This window comes from Arthrobacter sp. NPDC055585, assembly GCF_053619115.1.
Map to the genome: position 1 here is coordinate 114,457 of NZ_JBSHIT010000001.1, position 20,216 is coordinate 134,672.

The 20,216-nt window shown below is 66.2% G+C and carries 17 protein-coding genes; 11 read left to right on the forward strand and 6 right to left on the reverse strand.

Annotated elements, in window-relative coordinates:
- The first annotated feature begins 39 nt into the window (after nucleotides 1-39).
- The 4 genes from ACWGQ2_RS00510 to ACWGQ2_RS00525 are packed head-to-tail and all read left to right on the forward strand — an operon-like array spanning nucleotide 40 to nucleotide 4,006.
- A complete protein-coding gene (locus ACWGQ2_RS00510) occupies nucleotides 40-1,131 on the forward strand; it encodes a polyamine ABC transporter substrate-binding protein (RefSeq protein WP_452013173.1) in 1,092 nt (363 codons plus the stop codon).
- Between the two features lie 6 nt (nucleotides 1,132-1,137).
- Nucleotides 1,138-2,040 (forward strand): ABC transporter permease, encoded by a 903-nt coding sequence (locus ACWGQ2_RS00515; protein ID WP_452013175.1) that lies wholly within the window; start codon nucleotides 1,138-1,140, stop codon nucleotides 2,038-2,040.
- Nucleotides 2,037-2,891, forward strand: coding sequence for an ABC transporter permease (locus ACWGQ2_RS00520; protein WP_452013178.1), 855 nt, complete (start codon nucleotides 2,037-2,039; stop codon nucleotides 2,889-2,891). The genes ACWGQ2_RS00515 and ACWGQ2_RS00520 overlap by 4 nt, the downstream gene beginning before the upstream one ends.
- A complete protein-coding gene (locus tag ACWGQ2_RS00525) occupies nucleotides 2,888-4,006 on the forward strand; it encodes an ABC transporter ATP-binding protein (RefSeq protein WP_452013181.1) in 1,119 nt (372 codons plus the stop codon). Before ACWGQ2_RS00520 ends, ACWGQ2_RS00525 begins: the two co-directional genes overlap by 4 nt.
- Here the strand turns inward: ACWGQ2_RS00525 and ACWGQ2_RS00530 are convergent.
- Entirely contained in the window at nucleotides 3,985-4,596 is a 612-nt protein-coding gene (locus tag ACWGQ2_RS00530; RefSeq protein ID WP_452013184.1) for a TetR/AcrR family transcriptional regulator, read from the reverse strand. The two genes, ACWGQ2_RS00525 and ACWGQ2_RS00530, sit on opposite strands and share 22 nt — an antisense overlap.
- A 136-nt stretch (nucleotides 4,597-4,732) precedes the next feature.
- On the opposite strand from ACWGQ2_RS00530, the gene ACWGQ2_RS00535 reads away from it, so the two are divergent.
- Genes ACWGQ2_RS00535 through ACWGQ2_RS00545 form a run of 3 tightly spaced genes read left to right on the forward strand, consistent with a single transcriptional unit; the run spans nucleotide 4,733 to nucleotide 8,986 of the window.
- Complete coding sequence (locus tag ACWGQ2_RS00535; protein WP_452013186.1) at nucleotides 4,733-5,998, forward strand: nucleotide disphospho-sugar-binding domain-containing protein; 1,266 nt, start codon at nucleotides 4,733-4,735, stop codon at nucleotides 5,996-5,998.
- A 46-nt stretch (nucleotides 5,999-6,044) separates the two neighbouring features.
- Entirely contained in the window at nucleotides 6,045-7,502 is a 1,458-nt protein-coding gene (locus ACWGQ2_RS00540; RefSeq protein ID WP_452013188.1) for an aminobutyraldehyde dehydrogenase, read from the forward strand.
- Nucleotides 7,503-7,552: 50 nt separating this feature from the next.
- Nucleotides 7,553-8,986, forward strand: coding sequence for an NAD(P)/FAD-dependent oxidoreductase (locus ACWGQ2_RS00545; RefSeq protein ID WP_452013191.1), 1,434 nt, complete (start codon nucleotides 7,553-7,555; stop codon nucleotides 8,984-8,986).
- A gap of 283 nt (nucleotides 8,987-9,269) precedes the next feature.
- On the opposite strand, the gene ACWGQ2_RS00550 is transcribed toward ACWGQ2_RS00545, so the two are convergent.
- The 4 genes from ACWGQ2_RS00550 to ACWGQ2_RS00565 all read right to left on the reverse strand — a co-directional run bounded on the left by ACWGQ2_RS00550 (nucleotide 9,270) and on the right by ACWGQ2_RS00565 (nucleotide 16,019).
- On the reverse strand, nucleotides 9,270-9,776 hold the full coding sequence (locus ACWGQ2_RS00550; protein WP_452013193.1) for a GNAT family N-acetyltransferase: 507 nt from the start codon (nucleotides 9,774-9,776) through the stop codon (nucleotides 9,270-9,272).
- Between the two features lie 328 nt (nucleotides 9,777-10,104).
- Nucleotides 10,105-10,314 carry a hypothetical protein gene (locus ACWGQ2_RS00555; protein WP_452013196.1) on the reverse strand — a complete coding sequence of 70 codons (210 nt, stop codon included), beginning with the start codon at nucleotides 10,312-10,314 and terminating at the stop codon, nucleotides 10,105-10,107.
- A gap of 109 nt (nucleotides 10,315-10,423) precedes the next feature.
- Nucleotides 10,424-14,038 (reverse strand): transcription-repair coupling factor, encoded by a 3,615-nt coding sequence (mfd, locus tag ACWGQ2_RS00560; RefSeq protein WP_452013198.1) that lies wholly within the window; start codon nucleotides 14,036-14,038, stop codon nucleotides 10,424-10,426.
- Between the two features lie 274 nt (nucleotides 14,039-14,312).
- Nucleotides 14,313-16,019, reverse strand: coding sequence for a M28 family metallopeptidase (locus tag ACWGQ2_RS00565; protein WP_452013201.1), 1,707 nt, complete (start codon nucleotides 16,017-16,019; stop codon nucleotides 14,313-14,315).
- Nucleotides 16,020-16,302: 283 nt separating this feature from the next.
- Between ACWGQ2_RS00565 and ACWGQ2_RS00570 the strand changes: the two genes are divergently transcribed.
- From ACWGQ2_RS00570 to nhaA, 4 genes are all read left to right on the forward strand, one after another.
- Nucleotides 16,303-16,986, forward strand: coding sequence for a hypothetical protein (locus tag ACWGQ2_RS00570; protein WP_452013203.1), 684 nt, complete (start codon nucleotides 16,303-16,305; stop codon nucleotides 16,984-16,986).
- 113 nt (nucleotides 16,987-17,099) lie between these two features.
- Entirely contained in the window at nucleotides 17,100-17,597 is a 498-nt protein-coding gene (locus ACWGQ2_RS00575; protein ID WP_452013206.1) for a DUF2505 domain-containing protein, read from the forward strand.
- A gap of 30 nt (nucleotides 17,598-17,627) precedes the next feature.
- Complete coding sequence (locus tag ACWGQ2_RS00580) at nucleotides 17,628-17,849, forward strand: SCO4848 family membrane protein (RefSeq protein WP_452013208.1); 222 nt, start codon at nucleotides 17,628-17,630, stop codon at nucleotides 17,847-17,849.
- Nucleotides 17,850-17,970: 121 nt separating this feature from the next.
- Nucleotides 17,971-19,350: a Na+/H+ antiporter NhaA gene (nhaA, locus tag ACWGQ2_RS00585; RefSeq protein WP_452013210.1), complete on the forward strand. Its 1,380-nt coding sequence runs from the start codon at nucleotides 17,971-17,973 to the stop codon at nucleotides 19,348-19,350.
- Nucleotides 19,351-19,387: 37 nt separating this feature from the next.
- Here the strand turns inward: nhaA and ACWGQ2_RS00590 are convergent, their stop codons facing one another.
- Nucleotides 19,388-20,131: a hypothetical protein gene (locus tag ACWGQ2_RS00590; RefSeq protein WP_452013213.1), complete on the reverse strand. Its 744-nt coding sequence runs from the start codon at nucleotides 20,129-20,131 to the stop codon at nucleotides 19,388-19,390.
- Nucleotides 20,132-20,216 lie beyond the last annotated feature (85 nt).

Below are 20,216 nucleotides of genomic sequence, written 5' to 3' on the forward strand. Positions count from 1 at the left end.
GGTGTGATCCAACACACAAGCGCAAGAGTAGGAGCCATCGTGAGTTTCCAGCGCGTTTCACGGACCGCCGCAGTAGCAGCAACAGCGGTCCTTGCCCTGTCGGCTTGCGGCGGAGGAAGCGGGTCCGCGGACCTGGACCCCGATGCCGACATCAGCCAGCAGAAGCTCGTCGTCGGCATCTGGGCCGACTACTACCCCGAGGACCTGGCCGAGACCTTCGAGGCAGAGACGGGAGTTCCCGTCCAGATCGTGCACCACGCCACGAACGAAGAAATCATGGCCAAGCTGACCGCCGGCGGTGACTCCGGCATCGACGTCGCCTTTGTCTCCGGCCAGTACGCCCAGGCCCTCAACGAAGGCGGAATGCTCCAGGAACTGGACCACTCCCTGATCCCCAACATCGAGAATCTCTACCCCGAGGCCATGGAAATGGCTTACGACGACGGCAACACCTTCTCCCTTCCCTACGCGTGGGGAACCACCGGCCTCTGCTACCGCTCGGACCTGCTGCCGGCAGAGCCCACCTCCTGGGATGACCTGCTGGAGCCGGCCGCAGAGGTTGCCGGCAAGACCACCATGCTCTCCACCGAACGCTGGATGGCACTGCCGGCGCTGAAGGCGCTGGGCTACTCGGTCAACTCCGAGAACCCGGACGAGCTGGCTGCCGTGAAGGAACAGCTCACCGCCACCAAGCCCACCCTGCTCTCCTTCGATGACACCACCTTCTACTCCAAGCTCGTCACCGGTGAGGCCGTGCTGACAGAGGCCTGGGACGGCTGGTGCAACTACGGCATCACCGAGGATCCGAACATCAAGTTCACCGTCCCCGAAGAAGGCAGCGACCTCTGGGTGGACACCATGACCGTGCTGAAGTCCTCGCAGAACAAGGAGGCCGCCATGGCCTTCCTGAACTACGTACTGGAACCCGAGGTTCACTCCTGGGCTGCAGAAAACATCCTCTACAAGGTGCCCAATAAGGCCGCCATGGAGGCACTGGACCCGGAGCTGCTCGCCACCTACCCGAACCTGGCCATGACCCCTGCCGAACTGGCAGAGCAGGAAGTCATCGTCGACCTGGGTGACTACAGCACCGAGTACACCCGCCTCGCCACGGAAATCTCCGCGAAGTAGCTTCCCGTGCCTGCTCTCCGCTCCGCAGCCTCCGGCGCCGCCTGGCGCCGGAGGCTGGCCGGGTTCCCGATCCTCGGACCCGGCGTCATCTTCCTGTTTGTCCTGGCCGTCCTGCCGGTGGCACTGGTCACCGTCTACGCCTTCTTTGAGCGCGGCCGGTTTGGCGGCGTCGAATACAACTTCACGCTGGAGAACTTCATCCGCCTGGCAGACCCCCTCTACCTGGGCGTGGTGCTGAAGTCCATCCTGATTGCCGGTGCCGCCACCGGCATCGCCCTGCTGATCGGCTACCCCGCCGCCCTGTTTATTTCCCGGCTGCCCAAGCGCTGGCGCACCCTGGCATTGATCGCCGTGCTGCTGCCGTTCTGGACCAACTTCCTGATCCGCACCTACGCCTGGATCCTGCTGCTGAACAACGCCGGCTGGATCAACCAGGGGCTGCAGGCCCTGGGCATCACCACCGAACCGGTGGCCATGCTCTACACCGAACCGGCCGTCGTCGTCGGGCTCGTCTACATGTACCTGCCGCTGATGATCCTGCCGCTTTACGCCTCGCTCTCCTCCCAGGATCCGCAGCTCACCGAAGCCGCCACCAACCTGGGCTCCTCCCCGTTCCGGGTTTTCCGCACCGTAACCCTGCCACTTTCCGCCCCCGGTGCACTGACCGGCTGCATCTTTGTGTTTGTGCCCGCGATGGGCAATTTCATCATTCCGGAGCTGATCGGCGGCGGTAAGACCGTGCTGATCGGCAACCTCATCCGCGACCAGTTCCTCAAGGCCCGCGACTGGCCCTTCGGCGCGGCGCTGGCACTGGTCATGACCGCGTTCCTGGTGCTCCTGCTGGTGCTCCAGCAGCGCGCGTCGCGTGCCGTCAGCGAAGGCAAGACCCCACGGAAGGCGGACGCATGAGCACCACCGCAGCCACATCCGGCACCGCCGCTTCCCCCCGCCGGGCCGGAGCGAAAAACGTACGACGCCGCGGCGCGCGGTCCGGGAGCGGCTGGCACCTGCGGGTGCCGTTCTGGGCCGCCATCGGCTTCCTCTACCTGCCGATCCTCGTGGTCACCGCCATGTCCTTCAACGCCTCCTCCAACCTGTTCTCCTGGTCCGGGTTCTCACTGAAGTGGTACGCGGAGGTCTTCCGCTCCCCGGAGATCCTGGCCTCGCTGGGCAACACCCTGATAGTGGCCGCAGCAGCAGCATTCCTGGCCACCGTGCTGGGCACCCTGACCGCCGTCGGCATCCACCGCTACACCAGGGGCGGGCTGATCCGGGCAATCGCAATTGCCCCGGCCATGCTCCCTGACCTGCTGCTGGCCATCGGCCTGCTGAGCCTGTTCACCCTGCTGAACTTCACCCTGGGCCTGCTTTCGGTGATCCTGGCGCACACCGTGTTCGCCATGGCCTTTGTGACCGCAATTGTCCTGGCCCGGCTCGCCCAGGTGGACCCGTCCCTGGAGGAAGCCTCCCGTGACCTGGGTGCCTCCCCCGCCCGGACCCTGCTGAAGGTGACCGTTCCGCAGCTCGGACCGGCCATCATCTCCGGCGGCCTGCTCGCGTTCACCCTCTCCCTGGACGAGTTCGTGATCGCGTTCTTCACCACCAGCCCCACCGTCTCCACCCTGCCCATCAACATCTACTCGATGGTGCGCTTCGGCGTCTCCCCCGAAATCAATGCACTCGCCACCATGCTGCTGGGCCTGACCGTCCTGGCGGTCCTGGGCACGCAGCGCCTGACCAAGATTGCGGATTCACTATGACCACCGGACCGAACACCGTTTCCGCGGACCAGCCGCTGCTGCAGCTGCGCTCCCTCAGCCACAGCTACGGCTCCGTCCAGGCACTGCACGGGATTGACCTGGACATTGCCGGCAATGAGTTCTTCGCCCTGCTGGGTCCCTCCGGCTGTGGCAAGAGCACCCTGCTGCGCTCCATCGCCGGCTTCGAGACTCCCGCCGAAGGAGAGATCCTGCTCGACGGCGAACCCCTCACCCGGCTCCCGGCCCACCGCCGGCCGGTGAACATGATGTTCCAGTCCTACGCCCTCTTCCCGCACCTGAGTGTGGAGAAGAACGTGGCCTATGGCCTGGAGGCCGAAGGTGTGGGCAAGACCGAGGTGCGCCGCCGGGTCGGCGAAGCGCTGGAGACCATCGGCCTGACCCGGTTCGCCAAGCGCCGCCCCGGACAGCTCTCCGGCGGCCAGCGCCAGCGGGTGGCCCTGGCCCGCGCCATCGTGAAGCGCCCCCGCCTGCTGCTGCTGGATGAGCCGCTCTCCGCCCTGGACCGCAAGGTCCGCGCCGAAATGCAGCTGGAGCTCAAGCGCCTGCAGCATGAAGCGGGCATGACGTTTGTTGTGGTTACCCACGACCAGGAAGAAGCCATGTCCATGGCGGACCGGGTGGCTGTGCTCAACGCCGGCAGACTGGAGCAGGTGGACACCCCGGTGGCGCTTTACGCCGCCCCGCGCACCCGGTTCGTGGCCGACTTCATCGGCACCGCCAACCTGCTGGACGGCACCGCCGTCGCCGGCGGCATCGCCCTGGAAACCGGGCTGGTGCTTCCCGCGGACCACACGCTGCCTGCCGGAACCGCAGCCACCGCCGTCGTGCGTCCGGAGGACGTCACCCTGGCACCGGCCGGAGCGGGCACACTGGAGGGCACCGTGGTGGACACGTTCTTCCTGGGCGGCACCTCCACCGTGTCAGTGCAGGTGCCGGGCCTGGCTGCTCCGTTTACCTGCAACGTGCGCGCCGTCCAGGTGCCGCAGCGCGGGTCACTGGTGGGCCTGGTGATCGACGCCGCCCGAACGGTGGCCGTGGAGGACGACCGCAGTGCATCCCCACATGCCGCGGCTCAGGAAACGGTCAGCACATGAGAGGTTGCGATCCGCGCGTAGTCGGCAATCAGCCCGGCGGCTGCCTCGGCGTCGATGCTCGGATGGCGGGCAATGATGCGGTAGCCGTAGGCGTCTTCCAGGGCCACCAGGTTCCGGGCCACGGTCAGCGGGTCCTGCGCCAGGGTAAACACGCCGCGGGCGGCCCCCTGTTCCAGGACCACCAGGTACATTCCCACCTGCCGCTCATACAGCGAGGTCAGCAGGGTGGCAGTCACCGGGTTGTTGCCGGCGGAACCGCCCAGCGCACAGAGCATGGCCACCTGGGCGTCATCGGGGCCGGACGGCAGGCCGGAGCGGATCAGGGCCAGCAGCCTCGCGGCCGGGTCATCGGGCAGTGCCGCGAGCATCTGCACCCGCTGTTCGTAGAAGCGTTCCATCGCTTCCCGGTTGGCCTCCAGCATCAGGTCGTCAATGTTCGGGTAGTAGTACAGCACCGCCCCGCTGGTCAGCCCGGCTTCTTCGGCCACGCGGTTCAGGCGGGCTCCGTCCGGTCCGTGCTTGGCAACCGCCCGCTGCGCGGCCGCCACAATTTCGCTGCGGCGTGCGGTCTGGTTCTTCGGGCGTGCCATGTAAAACCTTCCTCGATTGGACTGAGTCACCACAATAGGGCACGTCCGCCGCAATAGCCGCATTTCCTAAAAGTAATTTGCATCACCCATCTGATTCCAGGAGGCACCATTGACAAATTCACGTACTTTTCTTTTCATGCCGGAAAGTGCCTACGGGCCCACGAATAACTGCATTGGAATCGGCAACGAACTTCTGAAGCGCGGGCACCGGGTGGTTTTCGCCGCCGAATCCTCCTGGCAGGGCAAACTCGCCCCGCTGGGCTTTGAGGAGGCGCTGGTCGACTTCGCTCCCCCGGCGGAGGACGACGGCGAGGCAGGGGCCGGTGATTTCTGGAAGGAATACATCAAGGCAATCTCCCCGGAATTCCGGAAATCCACCCTGGAACAGGCAGAAACGGTTATCCGCCCCATCTGGGAAGGTGCGATTGACGGCGCTAAATACTGCGAACCTGAATTGCGCCGCATAATCGCTGATGTAAACCCGGATGTAATCATCGAAGACAACGTGGTGGCATTTCCTGCGCTGGTCACCGCAGGCAAGCCGTTCGTGCGGATCGTCTCCTGCAATCCGCTGGAAGTTCCCGGTCCCGGCATCGCCCCGGCCTACTCCGGCCTGGGCCAGGATGATGAAACCGGCTGGGAAGAGTACCGGGCCGAATACGAGCGCACCCACAAGGATCTCTGGGAAGACTTCAACGCCTGGGTCCAGGAACAGGGCGCCCCGGCGCTGCCGCGCATGGAATTCATCCACAGCGGCGTGCACAACATCTACGTCTACCCCGAGGAACTGGACTACACCGCCCGCCGTCCGCTGGATTCCAGCTGGACCCGCGTGGACTCCGCTGTACGGGAGACCGAATCCGCCGTCGAGCTTCCCGAGCACTTCACGGACGGCACCAAGCCGCTGATCTATTTCAGCCTCGGCTCCCTCGGCGGCGCCGACGTCGAGCTGATGCAGCGCACCGTGGACATCCTTGGTACGGCCGGTGAGTACAACTTCATCGTGTCCAAGGGCCCGCGCGCGGATGAGATCACCCTGGCGGAGAACATGTGGGGCTGCGAGTTCCTGCCGCAGACCCGCATCATTCCGCACGTTGATGTGGTCATCACACACGGCGGCAACAACACCACTACCGAGGCGCTGCACTTCGGCAAGCCGATGATCCTGCTGCCGCTGTTTTGGGACCAGTACGACAACGCCCAGCGCGTCCACGAATCCGGGTACGGCCGCCGGCTGGAGACCTACACCTGCACCCCTGAGGAACTGCTGGGCTCCATCGCCGAGCTGCTGGGCGACGCGGACCTGCAGGCCCGCTGCCGTGCCGCCGGGGAACGGATCCGCGCCGCCGACGGCCTGTCCGCCGCGGCGACCGCGCTGGAACAGGTCGCTGCAGCACACTAACTAACCGCTCCACATCTCCACATCAACACCAATGCAAGGAACCACCATGGCATCCGGAACTTTCATCTCCAACGACTACCGCGCTTCCAACGGCGAGGTGCAGGAGCTCATCAACCCCGCCACCGGCGAAGTCTCAGGCACGCTCACTGCGTCCACCGTGGACGACGTCGACTCCGCCGTCGCGGCTGCCCGCGAAGCCGCGGCGGGGTGGGCCGCTCAGACCCCGGGCCAGCGTGCCCGCGTGCTGCTGAAGCTGGCCGACGCGCTGGAGGAGGACGCCGAGGCACTCACCGAGCGTGAAGTGACCGAGGGCGGCAAACCCTGGACCACCGTGCTGGACGGCGAAATTCCGTTCGGCGCGGACAACCTGCGCTTCTTCGCCGGCGCGGCCCGGTCCGTGGACGGCACCGGCGCCGGCATGTTCTCCGACGGCTACACCTCCATGATGGTGCGCCGCCCGGTGGGTGTGGTTGCCGGTATCACGCCGTGGAACTTCCCGCTCATCATGGCCCTCTGGAAAGCAGGCCCCGCGCTGGCCGCCGGCAACACCGTGATCCTCAAGCCCGCTCCGCTGACCCCCGGCTCCACGCTGCGGCTGGCCGAGCTGGCTGCCTCCGCCGGCCTGCCCGCCGGTGTGCTGAACGTGGTGACCGGCGGCGGTGACATCGGTTCCGCCCTGGCCGGACACCGCGGCGTGGACATGGTCTCGGTGACCGGGTCCACGGCCACCGGACGCGCCGTTATGCAGGGTGCGGTCAAGGACGTCAAGCGGGTGCACCTGGAACTGGGCGGCAAGGCTCCGGCCCTGGTCTTCGCCGACGCCGATGTGGCCCAGATGGCGCGCGCCGTCGCCCTGGGTGCAACCTACAACACCGGCCAGGACTGCACCGCCGCCACCCGCGTCTACATCCACCGGAGCATTTTCGACGACGCCATCGCCGCCCTGCGCGCGGAGCTCAAGGGCATCAAGATTGGCGATCCGCACGATCCTGCCACGCACATCGGCCCGCTGATCTCCGCAGCACACCGGGAGAAAGTGGCCGGGTTCGTGAGCCGGGCGGTCGACGCCGGCGCGCAGGCGCTGGAGGGCGGCACACCCATGGAGGGCCCGGGCTTCTATTTCCCGCCGACCCTTGTGGTCGGTGCCGGGCAGTCCTCAGAACTGGTGCAGGGCGAGATCTTCGGCCCGGTATTGGTGGCCCTGCCCTTCGACACGGAGGACGACGCCGTCGCCCTGGCCAATGACAGCGCCTACGGCCTGGCGTCCTCGGTCTGGACCGCCGACGTCGGACGTGCGATCCGCGTCAGCCACCGGCTCGAGGTGGGCGTCACCTGGATCAATGACCACCTGCCGCTGGCCTCGGAAGCTCCGCACGGCGGAGTGAAGGGATCCGGTTTCGGCAAGGACATGAGCATCGAGCCGCTGCTGGACTACTCCGTGACCCGCCACCTGATGATCCGCCACGCGGTGCCCCCGGAAACCACGGGCTACCGCCCGGCCTGATCCGGCCCCTGCATACACCTGCGAACCACCACCGATCGAAAGCAGATACCGTGCCCCGCACTACCCCAACCGCCTACGACCTGGCCGAGAAGCGCATCCCGGCCGCCGCCGTCACCGCAGCGCTGTCCGATGCCTCCCCCACCACCTACTGGCTGGACCGCCCCGAACGTCCCGCTCCCTTGCCTCTGCTGGCAGCGCCAATGACCGCTGACCTCGTGGTGGTCGGCGGAGGGTACACCGGCCTGTGGACCGCGCTGCTGGCCAAGGAACGCAACCCATCCACCACCGTGGTCCTCCTGGAGGGACAGGAAGTCGGCTGGGCGGCGTCGGGCCGCAACGGCGGCTTTGTCTCCGCCAGCCTGACCCATGGCTACAGCAACGGGGTCAAGCACCTGCCCAAGGAGGTGGACCTGCTCAAGGAGATGGGCGACGAGAACCTCGCCGAATTCGCCGAAACCATCCAGCGCTACGGCATCGACTGCGGCTTCGAGTGGAACGGCACCCTCGCGCTGGCCACCGAACCGCACCAGGTTGACTGGCTGCGCGAGGAGGCCGCCCATGACGGCACCGAGTTCTTCGACCGGGACAAGGTCCAGGCCGAGGTGAAGTCCCCGCTGTATCTGGCCGGGGCGTGGAACAAAAAGGGCAGCGCCCTGGTCGATCCGGCACGGCTGGCGTGGGGCCTGAAGCGCGCCTGCCTGGAGCTGGGTGTGCAGATTTTCGAGCACTCCCCGGTGCGGTCGCTGGCCAAGTCGGGCCACGGCGTCGAGGTGAAGACCGACGGCGGCACTGTCTCGGCGTCGAAGGTTGCTCTGGCGACCAACGTCTTCCCGTCGCTGCTTCGCCGTGCACGGCTGCACACCGTGCCGGTCTACGACTACGCGCTGATGACCGAGCCGCTGACCGAGGAACAGCTCGAATCGATCGGCTGGTCGCGGCGCCAGGGGCTGGACGACGTCTCAAACCGGTTCCACTACTACCGCCTAACCGAGGACAACCGGATTCTCTTTGGCGGCTACGATGCGCCGTACCACTACGGACGCAGCATGAAGCCGGAGTACGACCAGAGCGAGGAATCTTTCCGCCGCCTGGCCGCTCACTTCCTGGCAACCTTCCCGCAGCTCGAAGGCATCCGCTTCAGCCACAAGTGGGGCGGGGCGATCGATACCTGCAGCCGGTTCTTCTCCTTCTTTATGAAGGCCTACGGCGGTCGGGTGGCGTACGCGGCCGGTTTCACCGGTCTGGGTGTCGGTGCCAGCCGCTTTGCTGCCAACGTGCTGCTGGACCTGCTCTCCGGCTCTCCCACCCGGCGGACTTCCCTGGAGCTGGTGCGCAAGCTGCCGCTGCCCTTCCCGCCGGAGCCCGTTGCCTGGCTGGGCGTGAAGATCACTACCGCTGCCATGGTCCGCTCGGACCGCCGGCAGGGTAAGCGCGGTCCGTGGCTGAAGCTCATGGACGCCGTCGGCATGGGGTTCGACTCCTAGCGGCGTTGCCGGCGTCCCTTTTGGTGTCTCCCTATTTGGGGGCTTGGGGCTGCCGGCCTCTAAACTGCGTGCCTCCTTCGGCCTATTCCCCCTCCCGAAGGAGGCACGCTTTTTCTGCGCTGCGCCCGCCGGGGACCGGCTGGTGCTAGACCGCTCCCCAAAAACCTCGGGGAGATAACGCTGTCACGGGAGCCGATTAAGGACGTTATCTCCCCGAGAGTTGACCGGGAACCACGCTATAGGACGTCATCTCCCCGAGGGTTGCCGGCCGGCATGAGCGCGGTCAGCGGTTGAGGTCCTTGAAATAGCGCGCTACTGGCCAGCGCTCGAACCCCATGGCTTCATAGGCCAGCCGGGCCGGGGCGTGCCCGCCGTCGTCGCCGGTGTCCACCATGGCCATCACCATTCCTGCATTGCGGATCCTGGCGAATGAGTGCTCCATCAGCGCCCGTCCGACTCCGTTGCGCTGGAACCTGGGGTCAACGGCCAGGACATAGATCTCACCCATGCTGTCCCCGGGATGAAGTCGTGTGCACACCCATCCCGCCGGTTTCCCGCCATCCAGTGCGACGTCGATGTTCTGCGGCTCGCCGTCGAGTACCTCGGCCAGATCGCTGCGTTGGCGGTTTTGCCAGCCGTTCGGATAGAACGCACGGAAGACGAACCCGGGAACTTCGTTTTTCTGGAGCTGCAAAACCGGCTCCCAGGCCCGGATTGAGAGGTCCAGCAGCGCATCCCGGTACACCGGGTCATAGGGTGCGATCCGGGGCTGGCTTGCCCTTGTTTCCACGCGATCATCCTCTCCGTGTACGCCCCGGAACACCTGCCCCGGGCAAGAACGACACTTTAGCCAAGTGGGCTAGGAGCCGAGAAGGTGCCCGGTGGGGCGGGCGGGACCGGCCGCGGCACATCCTGTGTCGCAGTAACGTCCCTCTGAGCACTTCTGGGGATCCTGTGCTGCAATAACGCTGCTATCCGACCCTCTAAACGACCGTATTGCGACACAGGATGAATGGGCACACCTCTGAAGGACGGTATTGCCACACAGGACGTCCGCCCGTTCGCCGGGTTCACATGGCCAAGCACCGTTCGACCTGCGCTGATGCCCCGCAGGCCGGTCAGACCCGCGCCAGCACCAGCCAGCCACGGGCTGGCGCGTACGGCAGCTCCCGGATCTCGACCCTGGTGAACCCGGCCTCCGCGAGGGTGGACCGCAGCCCAGACCGGGACCGGAACCGCAGGGTGCTCGTGGACTCCACCCGTTCGCCGTCGGCGCGGAAAACCGTGGGCGACTCGAACGTCACCAGCTCACCGTCGACGCCGGTCACCTGAACCCAGTGTCCAGGTCGCTGCGGCCGCCTTCGAGGGCGTCATACACGCGCGCGCACCTGGGGTGGGAGAAGATCGCGTCCGGCATGTCCTGACCCTACATCGCGCCTACTCCTTGAAGATCGCGTCCAGCACCTGGTGCGCCCACTGCAGCATCTCGGCGTCCTGCAGGTCCCGGCCACCGATCTTCGCCGTCTTCGGCTTGGGAATCAGGATCGCGTTCAGCGCCGGCTTCACCTGCGAACCCGGGTACATCCGCTGCAGGCGCATCACACGGGATTCGGGCAGGTCACCCGGTGAGAACTTGATGAAGTTGCCTTGGAGTGCGACGTCGGTCAGCCCCGCAGCGCGGGCATCCACCCGGAACCGGGCGACGTCGATCAGGTTCCTGACCTCCTGCGGCGGCTCGCCGTAGCGGTCCACCAGCTCTGCGAGGACTTCGTCGATCGCCTCGTTCGTGAGCGCAGAGGCGAGCTTGCGGTAGGCCTCCAGCCGCAGCCGCTCCCCCGGCACGTAGTCGTGCGGCAGGTGCGCGTTGACCGGCAGCTCGATCTTCATCTCGGCTGCCTTCTCCTCGGCCTCGCCGCGGAAGTCCGCCACTGCCTCACCCACCAGCCGGATGTACAGGTCAAAGCCGACGCCGGCAATATGGCCCGACTGCTCTCCGCCCAGCAGGTTGCCTGCACCGCGGATCTCGAGGTCCTTCATGGCCAGCTGCATGCCGGCGCCGAGCTCGTTGTGGGCGGCGACGGCCTTCAGCCGCTCCAGCGCCACCTCGCCCAGCGGCTTCTCCGACGGGTACAGGAAGTAGGCGTACGCCCGTTCCCGGCCACGGCCCACCCGCCCGCGCAGCTGGTGCAGCTGGGACAGGCCAAAGTGGTCCGCCCGGTCCACAATCAGGGTGTTGGCGTTGGAGATGTCCAGGCCGGTTTCGATGATGGTGGTGCACACCAGCACGTCGAAGCGCTTCTCCCAGAAGTCCACGATGATCTGCTCAAGCTTCGCCTCGCTCATCTGCCCGTGCGCGACGGCGATGCGGGCTTCCGGGACCAGCTCCTGCAGGTGCGCGGCGGTCCGGTCGATCGAGGACACCCGGTTGTGCACAAAGAAGACCTGGCCCTCGCGCATCAGTTCGCGGCGGATGGCGGCCGAGGCCTGCTTGTCCGTGTACGGGCCCACGTAGGTCAGCACCGGGTGCCGCTCCTCCGGCGGAGTGGCCAGCGTTGAGGTTTCCCGGATGCCCGTCAGGGACATCTCAAGGGTTCGCGGAATCGGGGTGGCACTCATCGCCAGCACGTCCACGTTGGTGCGCAGCTTCTTCAGCGCTTCCTTGTGCTCGACGCCGAATCGCTGCTCCTCGTCCACGATCACCAGACCGAGGTCCTTGAACTGGACCTCCTGCGAGAGCAGCCGGTGCGTGCCGATGATGACGTCCACGGACCCGTTCAGCACACCCTCGATCACTTCCTTGGCCTGCTTGGCGGTCTGGAAGCGGGAGAGCGTGGCAACGCGGACCGGGAAGCCGGAGAACCGTTCTGAGAAGGTTTCCATGTGCTGCTGGGCCAGCAGCGTCGTCGGCACCAGCACCGCCACCTGCTTGCCGTCCTGCACGGCCTTGAACGCGGCCCGCACCGCGATCTCGGTCTTGCCGTAGCCGACGTCGCCGGAGACCAGGCGGTCCATCGGAACTTCACGCTCCATGTCCGCTTTGACCTCGTTGATGGTGGTCAGCTGGTCCGGGGTCTCCACGTACGGGAACGCTTCTTCCAGCTCACGCTGCCACGGGGTGTCCTGCCCGAAGGCGTGGCCCTTGGACGCCATTCGTGCGGAGTAGAGCCGGATCAGTTCCCCGGCGATTTCCTTGACGGCCTTGCGTGCCTTGGACTTGGTCTTCGCCCAGTCGGAGCCGCCCATCTTGGACAGCACCGGAGTTTCCCCGCCCACATAGCGGGTGATCTGGTCCAGCTGGTCCGTGGGCACGAACAGCCGGTCCCCCGGCGCCCCGCGCTTGGACGGCGCGTACTCGAGCACCAGGTACTCGCGCACGGTCTTGTTCACCCCGGCGCCGGTGGCACGCTGCAGCAGTTCCTTGAACCGGCCCACACCGTGCTGTTCGTGCACCACGTAGTCGCCTTCCTGCAGCTGCAGGGGGTCGACGGCGTTGCGCCGGCGGGAAGGCATCTTGCGCATGTCCCGGGTGGAGTAGGTGCTCGCCCGGCCCAGCAGGTCCGCCTCGGTCAGCAGGCCCATCTTCAGGTTGTCGAAGACGAAGCCGCGCCCGGCGCTGGCGGTGGTGATTTCGATGATCCCCGGCTGCGGTTCGGAGTCCAGGGACTCCACGCGGGCGGCGGGAATGTCATTGTCGTGGAACAGTTCGGCCAGCCGGGAGGCCGGGCCGGGCCCTACGGTGACGACGACGAGGCGCCACTGGTCCTTGATGCGGGAGCCGATGAAGTCCATCATCTCCGCGACGTCGCCCTTGTAGCCGCGCGGTTCGCGGGCGTTGATCGTCAGGGTGTCGATGTCCAGGACGGTTTCGTCGTCCGGATTGAAGGAGGTGATGGCCCACCACGCGACGTCGTTGGCCAGCGCCGCGGAGCGCGTGTCCGTCAGGGAACGGAAGCTGGCAGCTTCCAGGTCCGCGCTGAGGCCGGCGGAGAGATCGACCGGCGCCGCACCGCCGTCGGACGCTGTGGCCCACGCAGCGGCAAGGAATTCCTCGTTGGTGGATTCGAGGTCGTGGGCGCGGGCCCGGACCTTCTCGGGTTCGATGACTACGGAAATGGAGCCGGCCGGGAGCTGGCTCATCAGCGGAACCATTTCATCCACCAGCACCGGGGCCAGGGATTCCATGCCTTCCACGGCGATGCCGCCGGCGATCTTCTCGAGCATGTCCGCGGCGGCGGGCATCTGGCTCTGCAGTTTCGCGGCCCGGCTCATCACGTCCGGGGTGATCAGCAGTTCGCGGCACGGCGGGGCGTAGAGCTCTTTGGGGTGGACCACGTGCTCGCCGGTGAGCGTGCGCTGGTCGGCGACGGCGAACCAGCGCATCGAGTCAACCTCGTCGCCGAAGAAGTCGATGCGGATGGGGTGGTCGTCGGTGGGCGGAAAGACGTCCAGGATGCCGCCTCGCACGGCGAACTCGCCGCGGTGGGAGACCATGTCCACGCGGGCGTAGGCGGCGTCGGCGAGCGCCTTGACGACGGCGTCGAACGGGCGTTCATCCCCTACCGCCAGGGATACCGGCTGCAGGTCGCCCAGGCCCTTGACCAGCGGCTGCACGACGGCGCGGACCGGCGCGACGACGATTTGAATGGGATCGTTTTCCGGATGCGCGAGCCGGCGCAGGACGGAGAGCCGGCGGCCGACGGTGTCCGAGCGGGGTGATAGCCGCTCGTGCGGCAGGGTCTCCCAGCTGGGGAACTCCTCGATGCCGGCCAGCGGCAGGTAGCTGCGCAGCGCCGCGGCGAGGTCCTCGGCTTCACGCCCGGTGGCAGTGACGGCCAGGACCACCGGCGGGTTGCCCGCAGTGTCCCCCGCAGCGCCGTCGTGCGCTTCGGCCAGCCCGTCCACCATTTCCGCCAGCAGCGCAGCCCGCATGCCCTGCGGCGCACCGATCTCCAGGTCCTGGCTGCGCTGGGCCGGACCCCGCGCGGCGTGTGCCTTCAGGCGTGAGTAGGACTTGTCCTCGGTGAGGGCGGCGCGCAGACCGTTCAGGCTCATTGCGGGGGTATCTCCTTCAGGGCAGGCAACGCAAGAACCCGAAGCTGGCAATCAACCCCGGGTAGGTAATTCCAGCCTACCCGCTGCCCGGTTCCCCGCACGGGGCATACCGCTGAGGGCGAATTCCTCCCCCTCGAGATGACAGAAACTGCACGTTAGAGGGGGTCATACGTGCAGTTTCTGCCATTTCGGGGACGAGCGGACGCCGGGCAAAGGAAAAGACCGCCCGCAGTTTCCTGCGGACGGCCTTCCCTAGTGGGTGCGAGAGTTGCTCTTAGCGCAGGGCCTCGTGGCCCTTATAGGCGGGACCGGAGCTTGCCGGAGCCGACGGCAGGGCACGGGCCGAGGAGACCCCGGCTCCGCCGCGGATATCCGCATCAGTCTGGGCGAAGGTCAGCGTGGTGTGGGCCACCGCGTCCGACATCTCCTCCAGGGCCTGCTTGCTGATGTTCCCCAGGTCGTCACAAGCTGCGTGGTAGCAGGGGTCGTAGGGCTCGCCGGCCGTTCCGCCGAAGAGCGCTGCTTCCTCTTCCGTCTTGATGCCTTCCGCACCGGTGAAGAGACCGCCGGCGGGGATGCCCCGGTCAATGAACGCGAAGTAGTCTGACCGGCCGTCGAACTCAGTAGGGGCCGTTGTCAGTCCCTGCGAGACGAAGTAGTCCTCAAAGACCCCTTCAATGACGTCCGAGCCGACGGGACCGGTATCCCCGAAGGCGTCGCCATCACCGTCATAGACAAACCGGACAAAGTTCGTGGAACCGAGCATGTCGAAGTTCAAGTTAAGGAGGGTGTTCGCAGCGCCCGCGTCATCCAGCTGGTCAACATAGTGCTGCGAGCCCAGGAGCCCGTCTTCCTCTGCACCCCAGAAGGCGAACCGGATCTGGTTCTCCAGTTTGAACTTGCCTGTCTTGCCGAGCTGGATGGCCGTTTCGAGGACGGCTGCGGTTCCACTGCCGTTGTCATTGATGCCCGGGCCTTCCGCGACGGAGTCAAGGTGCGCGCCGACGACAACCTGGCGGGTCGGTTCTCCCTTGGGGGTGTCGGCAATGACGTTGAATGTCTCTGTCTCCCGGACCTCGGAGTCGACGACCAGACGCAGGATGGCCCCTTCCGTTGCGGCCAGTGACTCGCCGAGGGCAAACGTGGCGCCGACGGCGGGGATCGCTGCCCGCTCGTCGCCCACCGTTCCGTTGATGAGGCCGAAGCGGTCTCCGGGTTCGGTCGAGTCGCCCTGGTTGAAAACAATCGCCGCAGAGGCTCCCGCAGCGGCCGCGTTGGCAACCTTTTCCCCGAAGGAACAGCCACCTCCGCGCTGCATCAGCGCGATGTTCCCGGCAGTGAAGTCCGCGAAATCCTCAGCCTGGCAGCCCGACGTCGCCGCCCGGTCGCCCTCGAGGTTGATGTCTACGGCGGACACCTCAGCGGTGACATCGCCGGCGCCGGAGTTGCTCATGGTCGAGTAATCAGTTCCGGCCACGTACTCGGCGGCATTCGGAGAGATCTGTTCCAGCGACTCGGAGTTGAGGACGAACTGCTCGTAGGTGAACGGCTGGCGGAACGGCTCGTAGCCGGCCTTGCGCAGCTGGCGTTCCACATACTGTGCACCGGCTTCATAGCCGGGTGTTCCGGCGGCACGGTTTCCGCCATTCCGGTCCGCTGCATCCTGGAGGCCCTCCAAATGACGGTAGACGCCGTTGAGGGTCACCTTGTCCCGCAGCTTTTCGGAATCGGACTTTCCCGGCTTGCCGGGATGCCCCGGCTTTCCCGGACCGTGGCCCGGCTTCCCGGGCTTGTCGGGTTTTCCGGGCTTGTCCGGCTTGCCGTTGCCGTGTCCGGGCTGGTTCTTCCCTGGCCCCTGGTGCTGACCGCCCTTGCCGCCGGAGTTCAGCTCCGCGGAAAAGGCAGCCGGCGCACCGGCTGAGAGCGTGAGGACAACGGTGGCGGCCAGGGCAGCCCCGCGCATGGATTTACTGAGTTTCATCGTTCTCCTACTAAGAGTGCGAGTGAATGAATGGCCTGCTGCGCGCCGCCCCCGTGGCACAAGCCGTGCCGCGATGCTACGGCAGTGTTTTGGCCTCCTAACAGAGCGCCGGCGGAACTGTGCCCGATTTCCGCAGGCCCCCTTTCCAAAGCCTGCGGATTCGGCTAGGTTTCCCGCCCGTGTGAGGGCACCGACTGTGGCTTTTCACCGCCCCGACTGCCACGCTTGGATGGCACGTGCATCACTGGAACCGCCTCATCCCAGCGCATCGGAGGCCTGCCCCATGGGACGTTCACCGGGACTCACCAGCAAAACCCTGTTCCTGCTCGCAGCACTGACCGCGGTCTCGCTTTTCTTCGCAGCCTGTTCGAACGCCGGAAACCAGGAAGACACGGCGAACAACGCCACTTCCTCTGCCGGGACCCTGCCCAGTGACTGCGAATCCGGACCCGAGGCGACGTCGTCGTCCTGCCAGGCTGCCGGACCGGGCCGTACCGTCGCCGCCGACCGGTGCCCGGACACGTCCCCGACGCCGCTGGACGGCGGGGTGATCGAGGGCGCCTTCGGGCCGTGGTGCGAGAATGCGATTGCGACGTCGTATCCCACCGAAGACAGGGAGTCCCTGATCCCGGAGGGGGCCGAGACGGAGCTGACCATTTCCGGAACGGACATGGACACCACCGTGGAAATGCAGGTCCAGGACTTCCCGGCGGGCACCACGTACCAGGGTATGCTGCACGAGGGCCCGTGCGCCGAGAACCCCGGGGATCTTGGGCCGGCGTACATCCACCAAGGCAGCGGGGACAACCCCAATGCCAACGTGGTGCTGGACTTCACCACCGAATCCGACGGCTCGGCAACCACCACAGTCACTGTGCCGTTTGTAGTGCCGGACAACGCTTCGGGCGACTCCGTCGTGCTGCAGGACGCAGACATGCAGATCGTCGGGTGCGTGCGAATTCCCTGACCTTGGCCGCACGAGGCGACTTTGGGGACTGCACCGGTAGAGCGACTAGGATGTTTGGCGGGTCCGGTACTGAAACACCGGTCCTGCCGCTCATTTCCCTACCGGAGGACCCCATGGCCCTGTCTGCTTCGACCACCCTGCCCTACGACGCCGCCACGCTGACCAAAACCTTCACCGATGAGGGTTTTGTCCGCAGCATCAGCGAGCACGTTGGCGGCTCCCTGGTTTCCCTGACGGTCGACGGCGACACCTCCGGCCCCTTCACGCTCACCGCGGTGCGCCAGCTGCCCACCGACCGCCTGCCGGACATGGCCAAGAAGCTCGTGGGCTCCTCGCTGACCGTCACCCAGAAGGAAGCCTGGGATGCCCCGGCTGCCGACGGCTCGCGGACTGCGTCCGTTGACCTCTCAGTAGGCGGCGTGCCGCTGAAGGTCAGCGCCGTGCAGCGCCTGGTTGTGCTGGCTGAAGGCACCCGCGTCGACGTAGAAGGAACCGTTACCTCTTCCATTCCTTTCCTCGGGGACAAGATCGCCAAGGCTGCTGAGCCGATGATCGGCAAGGCCCTCACCATCCAGGCGGCCCAGGCCGGCAAGTGGATCGAAAACAACTAGCCGCCGCCCCTCAGTAGCAGGAGTATTTCCGTGGACCTTCCCACCCCGCTTGCCCTTGTCCTGGTGATCGCCGGTCTCTGGTCGATCATCGTCTGGCCCGTCTTCCTCAAGCGCGTCCTGAAGGACCCGCAGGCACGTGATGCCAACGGCGCCCCCACCCGGTTCCTGACCACCAACCTGATGATGATCAGCACTGCGATGATCTTCGCGCTGGCCACCGCGGTGATCGGTGTCCGGGGCCTTATCGGCTAGTTTTTCGGTGCTGTGGTCCGGTCCCCGGACCGCAGCGCCGGTAAGGTAGGAGAGGTGAGCCGGGAAGTCTGGTCGGCAGGAAATCTGCCGTACCCGCTTACCTTTTAGGAGCCTTAAATTCATGGCCTCAAACGAGCCAAACCCGCAGCCATCAGGATCCACCAAAGTCTTTTTTGGCCGCTCCAGCTACAACGAACACCTGCGCATCGGAGCCATCCTCCGCAAGGAAACCGTGGGCGGCGTCCTGCTGCTCATCGCCACCGTGGCAGCCCTGATCTGGGCCAACTCCCCGGCGTCGGAAAGCTACTTCGCCATCCGGGATTTCACGTTCGGCTACGAACCCTGGCACCTTGAACTCAGCGTCGGTGCCTGGGCCGCGGACGGGCTGCTGGCCATCTTCTTCTTCCTGGTGGGCCTGGAGCTCAAAAAGGAATTCGTTGCCGGTGACCTCCGGCAGATCAGCAAGGCGATTGTGCCGGTGGCCGCTGCCTTCGGCGGCGTCATCATCCCTGCCCTGATTTACGTGGGCATACAGATGGCTACCGGATCCGACGGCATACGCGGCTGGGCCATTCCGACCGCGACGGACATCGCCTTTGCGCTGGCTGTGCTGGCCGTGATCAGTTCCCATCTGCCCACCGCGCTGCGCATCTTCCTGCTGACGCTTGCCGTGGTGGACGACCTGATCGCCATCACCATCATTGCGCTGTTCTACTCCGAAGACGTGAGCCCGCTGATGCTCGGCCTGATGCTCATTCCGCTGGCCGCCTTCACGCTGCTGGTCCAGCGCGGACAGCGGTTCTTCGGCGCCCGGCGCTGGGCATTCTGGGTGTTCCTCGCACCACTGGCGATTGCCGTCTGGATCCTGATGCATGCCTCGGGTGTGCACGCGACCGTGGCTGGCGTGCTGCTTGGCTTTGCGGTCCCGGTGCTGCGCCGCGACCCGTCCGGAGGAACGCTCCCCCACAGCGAGGACAAGCCCGGCCTGGCCGAGCTTTTTGAACACCGCTTCCGTCCCATCTCCACGGGCTTTGCCGTTCCCCTGTTCGCGTTCTTCTCTGCCGGCGTTGCGTTTGGCGGCATCGAGGGCCTCGGCCGGGCACTAACCGACCCGGTAGCCGTGGGCATTGTTGCTGCCCTGGTGCTGGGCAAGCCGATCGGCGTGCTGCTGACCACCTGGGTGCTGACCTTCTTCACGAAGGCCACGCTGGACAAGGCCGTGAAATGGGTGGACCTGACCGGCATCGGCATCCTTGCCGGCATTGGCTTCACGGTCTCCCTGCTGGTCAACGACCTCAGCTTCGGACTGGGCTCTGCTCATCACGAGGACGCGAAGATCGCCATCCTTACTGCATCAGTCCTCGCCGCTGTCCTGGCGTCCATCCTGCTGACCATCCGCAACCGCCATTATGCGGTTCTGGAGAAGGCTGAGCGGGTCGATGCGGACAACGACGGCATCCCCGATGTGTTCCAGGACGGCAAGGGCCCGCAGGGGCTGTAGTCTCTCTCTTCCCTGGTGGATTCGCGCTGACCACGGGTCAATGCGTCCCGTTGGGACAGTTGAACCAGTCCCCGTTTTCCTTGTACTGAAAACCGCCGACGGTGAGGGCTGCGGAGGGGGCTCCCGCCGCAGTTACCGCTCCCCCAAGCCGTGTGGGTGCCGAGACCGCGGAGGTGAGCCAGGCGTTCCGGACAGAGACATCGAACTTCGTGTTGTTGCCCTGGGCTTCAGCCAGGAACGCCTCAACTCCGGGGAACGCTGCCAGGCGGACGGTGCCGGAGCTCCCGGGCACCGCGTAGCTGAGCGAACCGGTCACCCGCTGCCCGTTTTTGCTCAGGAGAATGATCTCCACAATCGTCGAGGTCCCCGTGGGAGCTCCCGCAGCTGCCCAGGAGATTGTGGTTTCCCGACCCCCGTTGCTCCCCCCGCCGGGACCCCGGGAACAGGTCAGTGCGGTTGGCAGAACCGGGAGGGCCGGCGCGGCAGTAGGCGTGGGTGTTGGTGTGGGCGCCGAAGGCGTGGGCGTGGGCGTCGGCCCCGGCGGCGTCGGCGTGGGCGTGGACGTGGGTTCTGGAGACGGAACGGACGGCACCGGTTTGCCGGCCGTCACGGTAATGACGGCAGTCCCTTCCTGGTTCCAAAGCGCCCAGGCTGCGGGCGCACCGAGTCCCGCGATAACAGTCACGGCGAAGGCCGCTGCAGCAATCCGGGACCCCGGCAGCTGCCGGAACTTTTCCAGCACACCGGCGTCTTTGCGGGCATTACGGTGTTCTTTGGTCATGGCTCCCCCAACCTCTTTCGGACGGCAGCCTGGTAAGAGCTGCCGTAGTGAGTGTCGACGCATTGCTGGTCTGGGGGAACCTCAG

Bases quoted from the DNA above. Each gene is read 5' to 3' on its own strand.
- ACWGQ2_RS00520 (WP_452013178.1), top strand. From the start codon at position 2,037: ATGAGCACCACCGCAGCCACATCCGGCACCGCCGCTTCCCCCCGCCGG.
- ACWGQ2_RS00525 (WP_452013181.1), top strand. From the start codon at position 2,888: ATGACCACCGGACCGAACACCGTTTCCGCGGACCAGCCGCTGCTGCAG.
- ACWGQ2_RS00530 (WP_452013184.1), bottom strand. From the start codon at position 4,596: ATGGCACGCCCGAAGAACCAGACCGCACGCCGCAGCGAAATTGTGGCG.
- ACWGQ2_RS00535 (WP_452013186.1), top strand. From the start codon at position 4,733: ATGCCGGAAAGTGCCTACGGGCCCACGAATAACTGCATTGGAATCGGC.
- ACWGQ2_RS00540 (WP_452013188.1), top strand. From the start codon at position 6,045: ATGGCATCCGGAACTTTCATCTCCAACGACTACCGCGCTTCCAACGGC.
- mfd (WP_452013198.1), bottom strand. From the start codon at position 14,038: ATGAGCCTGAACGGTCTGCGCGCCGCCCTCACCGAGGACAAGTCCTAC.
- ACWGQ2_RS00565 (WP_452013201.1), bottom strand. From the start codon at position 16,019: ATGAAACTCAGTAAATCCATGCGCGGGGCTGCCCTGGCCGCCACCGTT.
- ACWGQ2_RS00570 (WP_452013203.1), top strand. From the start codon at position 16,303: ATGGGACGTTCACCGGGACTCACCAGCAAAACCCTGTTCCTGCTCGCA.
- ACWGQ2_RS00575 (WP_452013206.1), top strand. From the start codon at position 17,100: ATGGCCCTGTCTGCTTCGACCACCCTGCCCTACGACGCCGCCACGCTG.
- nhaA (WP_452013210.1), top strand. From the start codon at position 17,971: ATGGCCTCAAACGAGCCAAACCCGCAGCCATCAGGATCCACCAAAGTC.
- ACWGQ2_RS00590 (WP_452013213.1), bottom strand. From the start codon at position 20,131: ATGACCAAAGAACACCGTAATGCCCGCAAAGACGCCGGTGTGCTGGAA.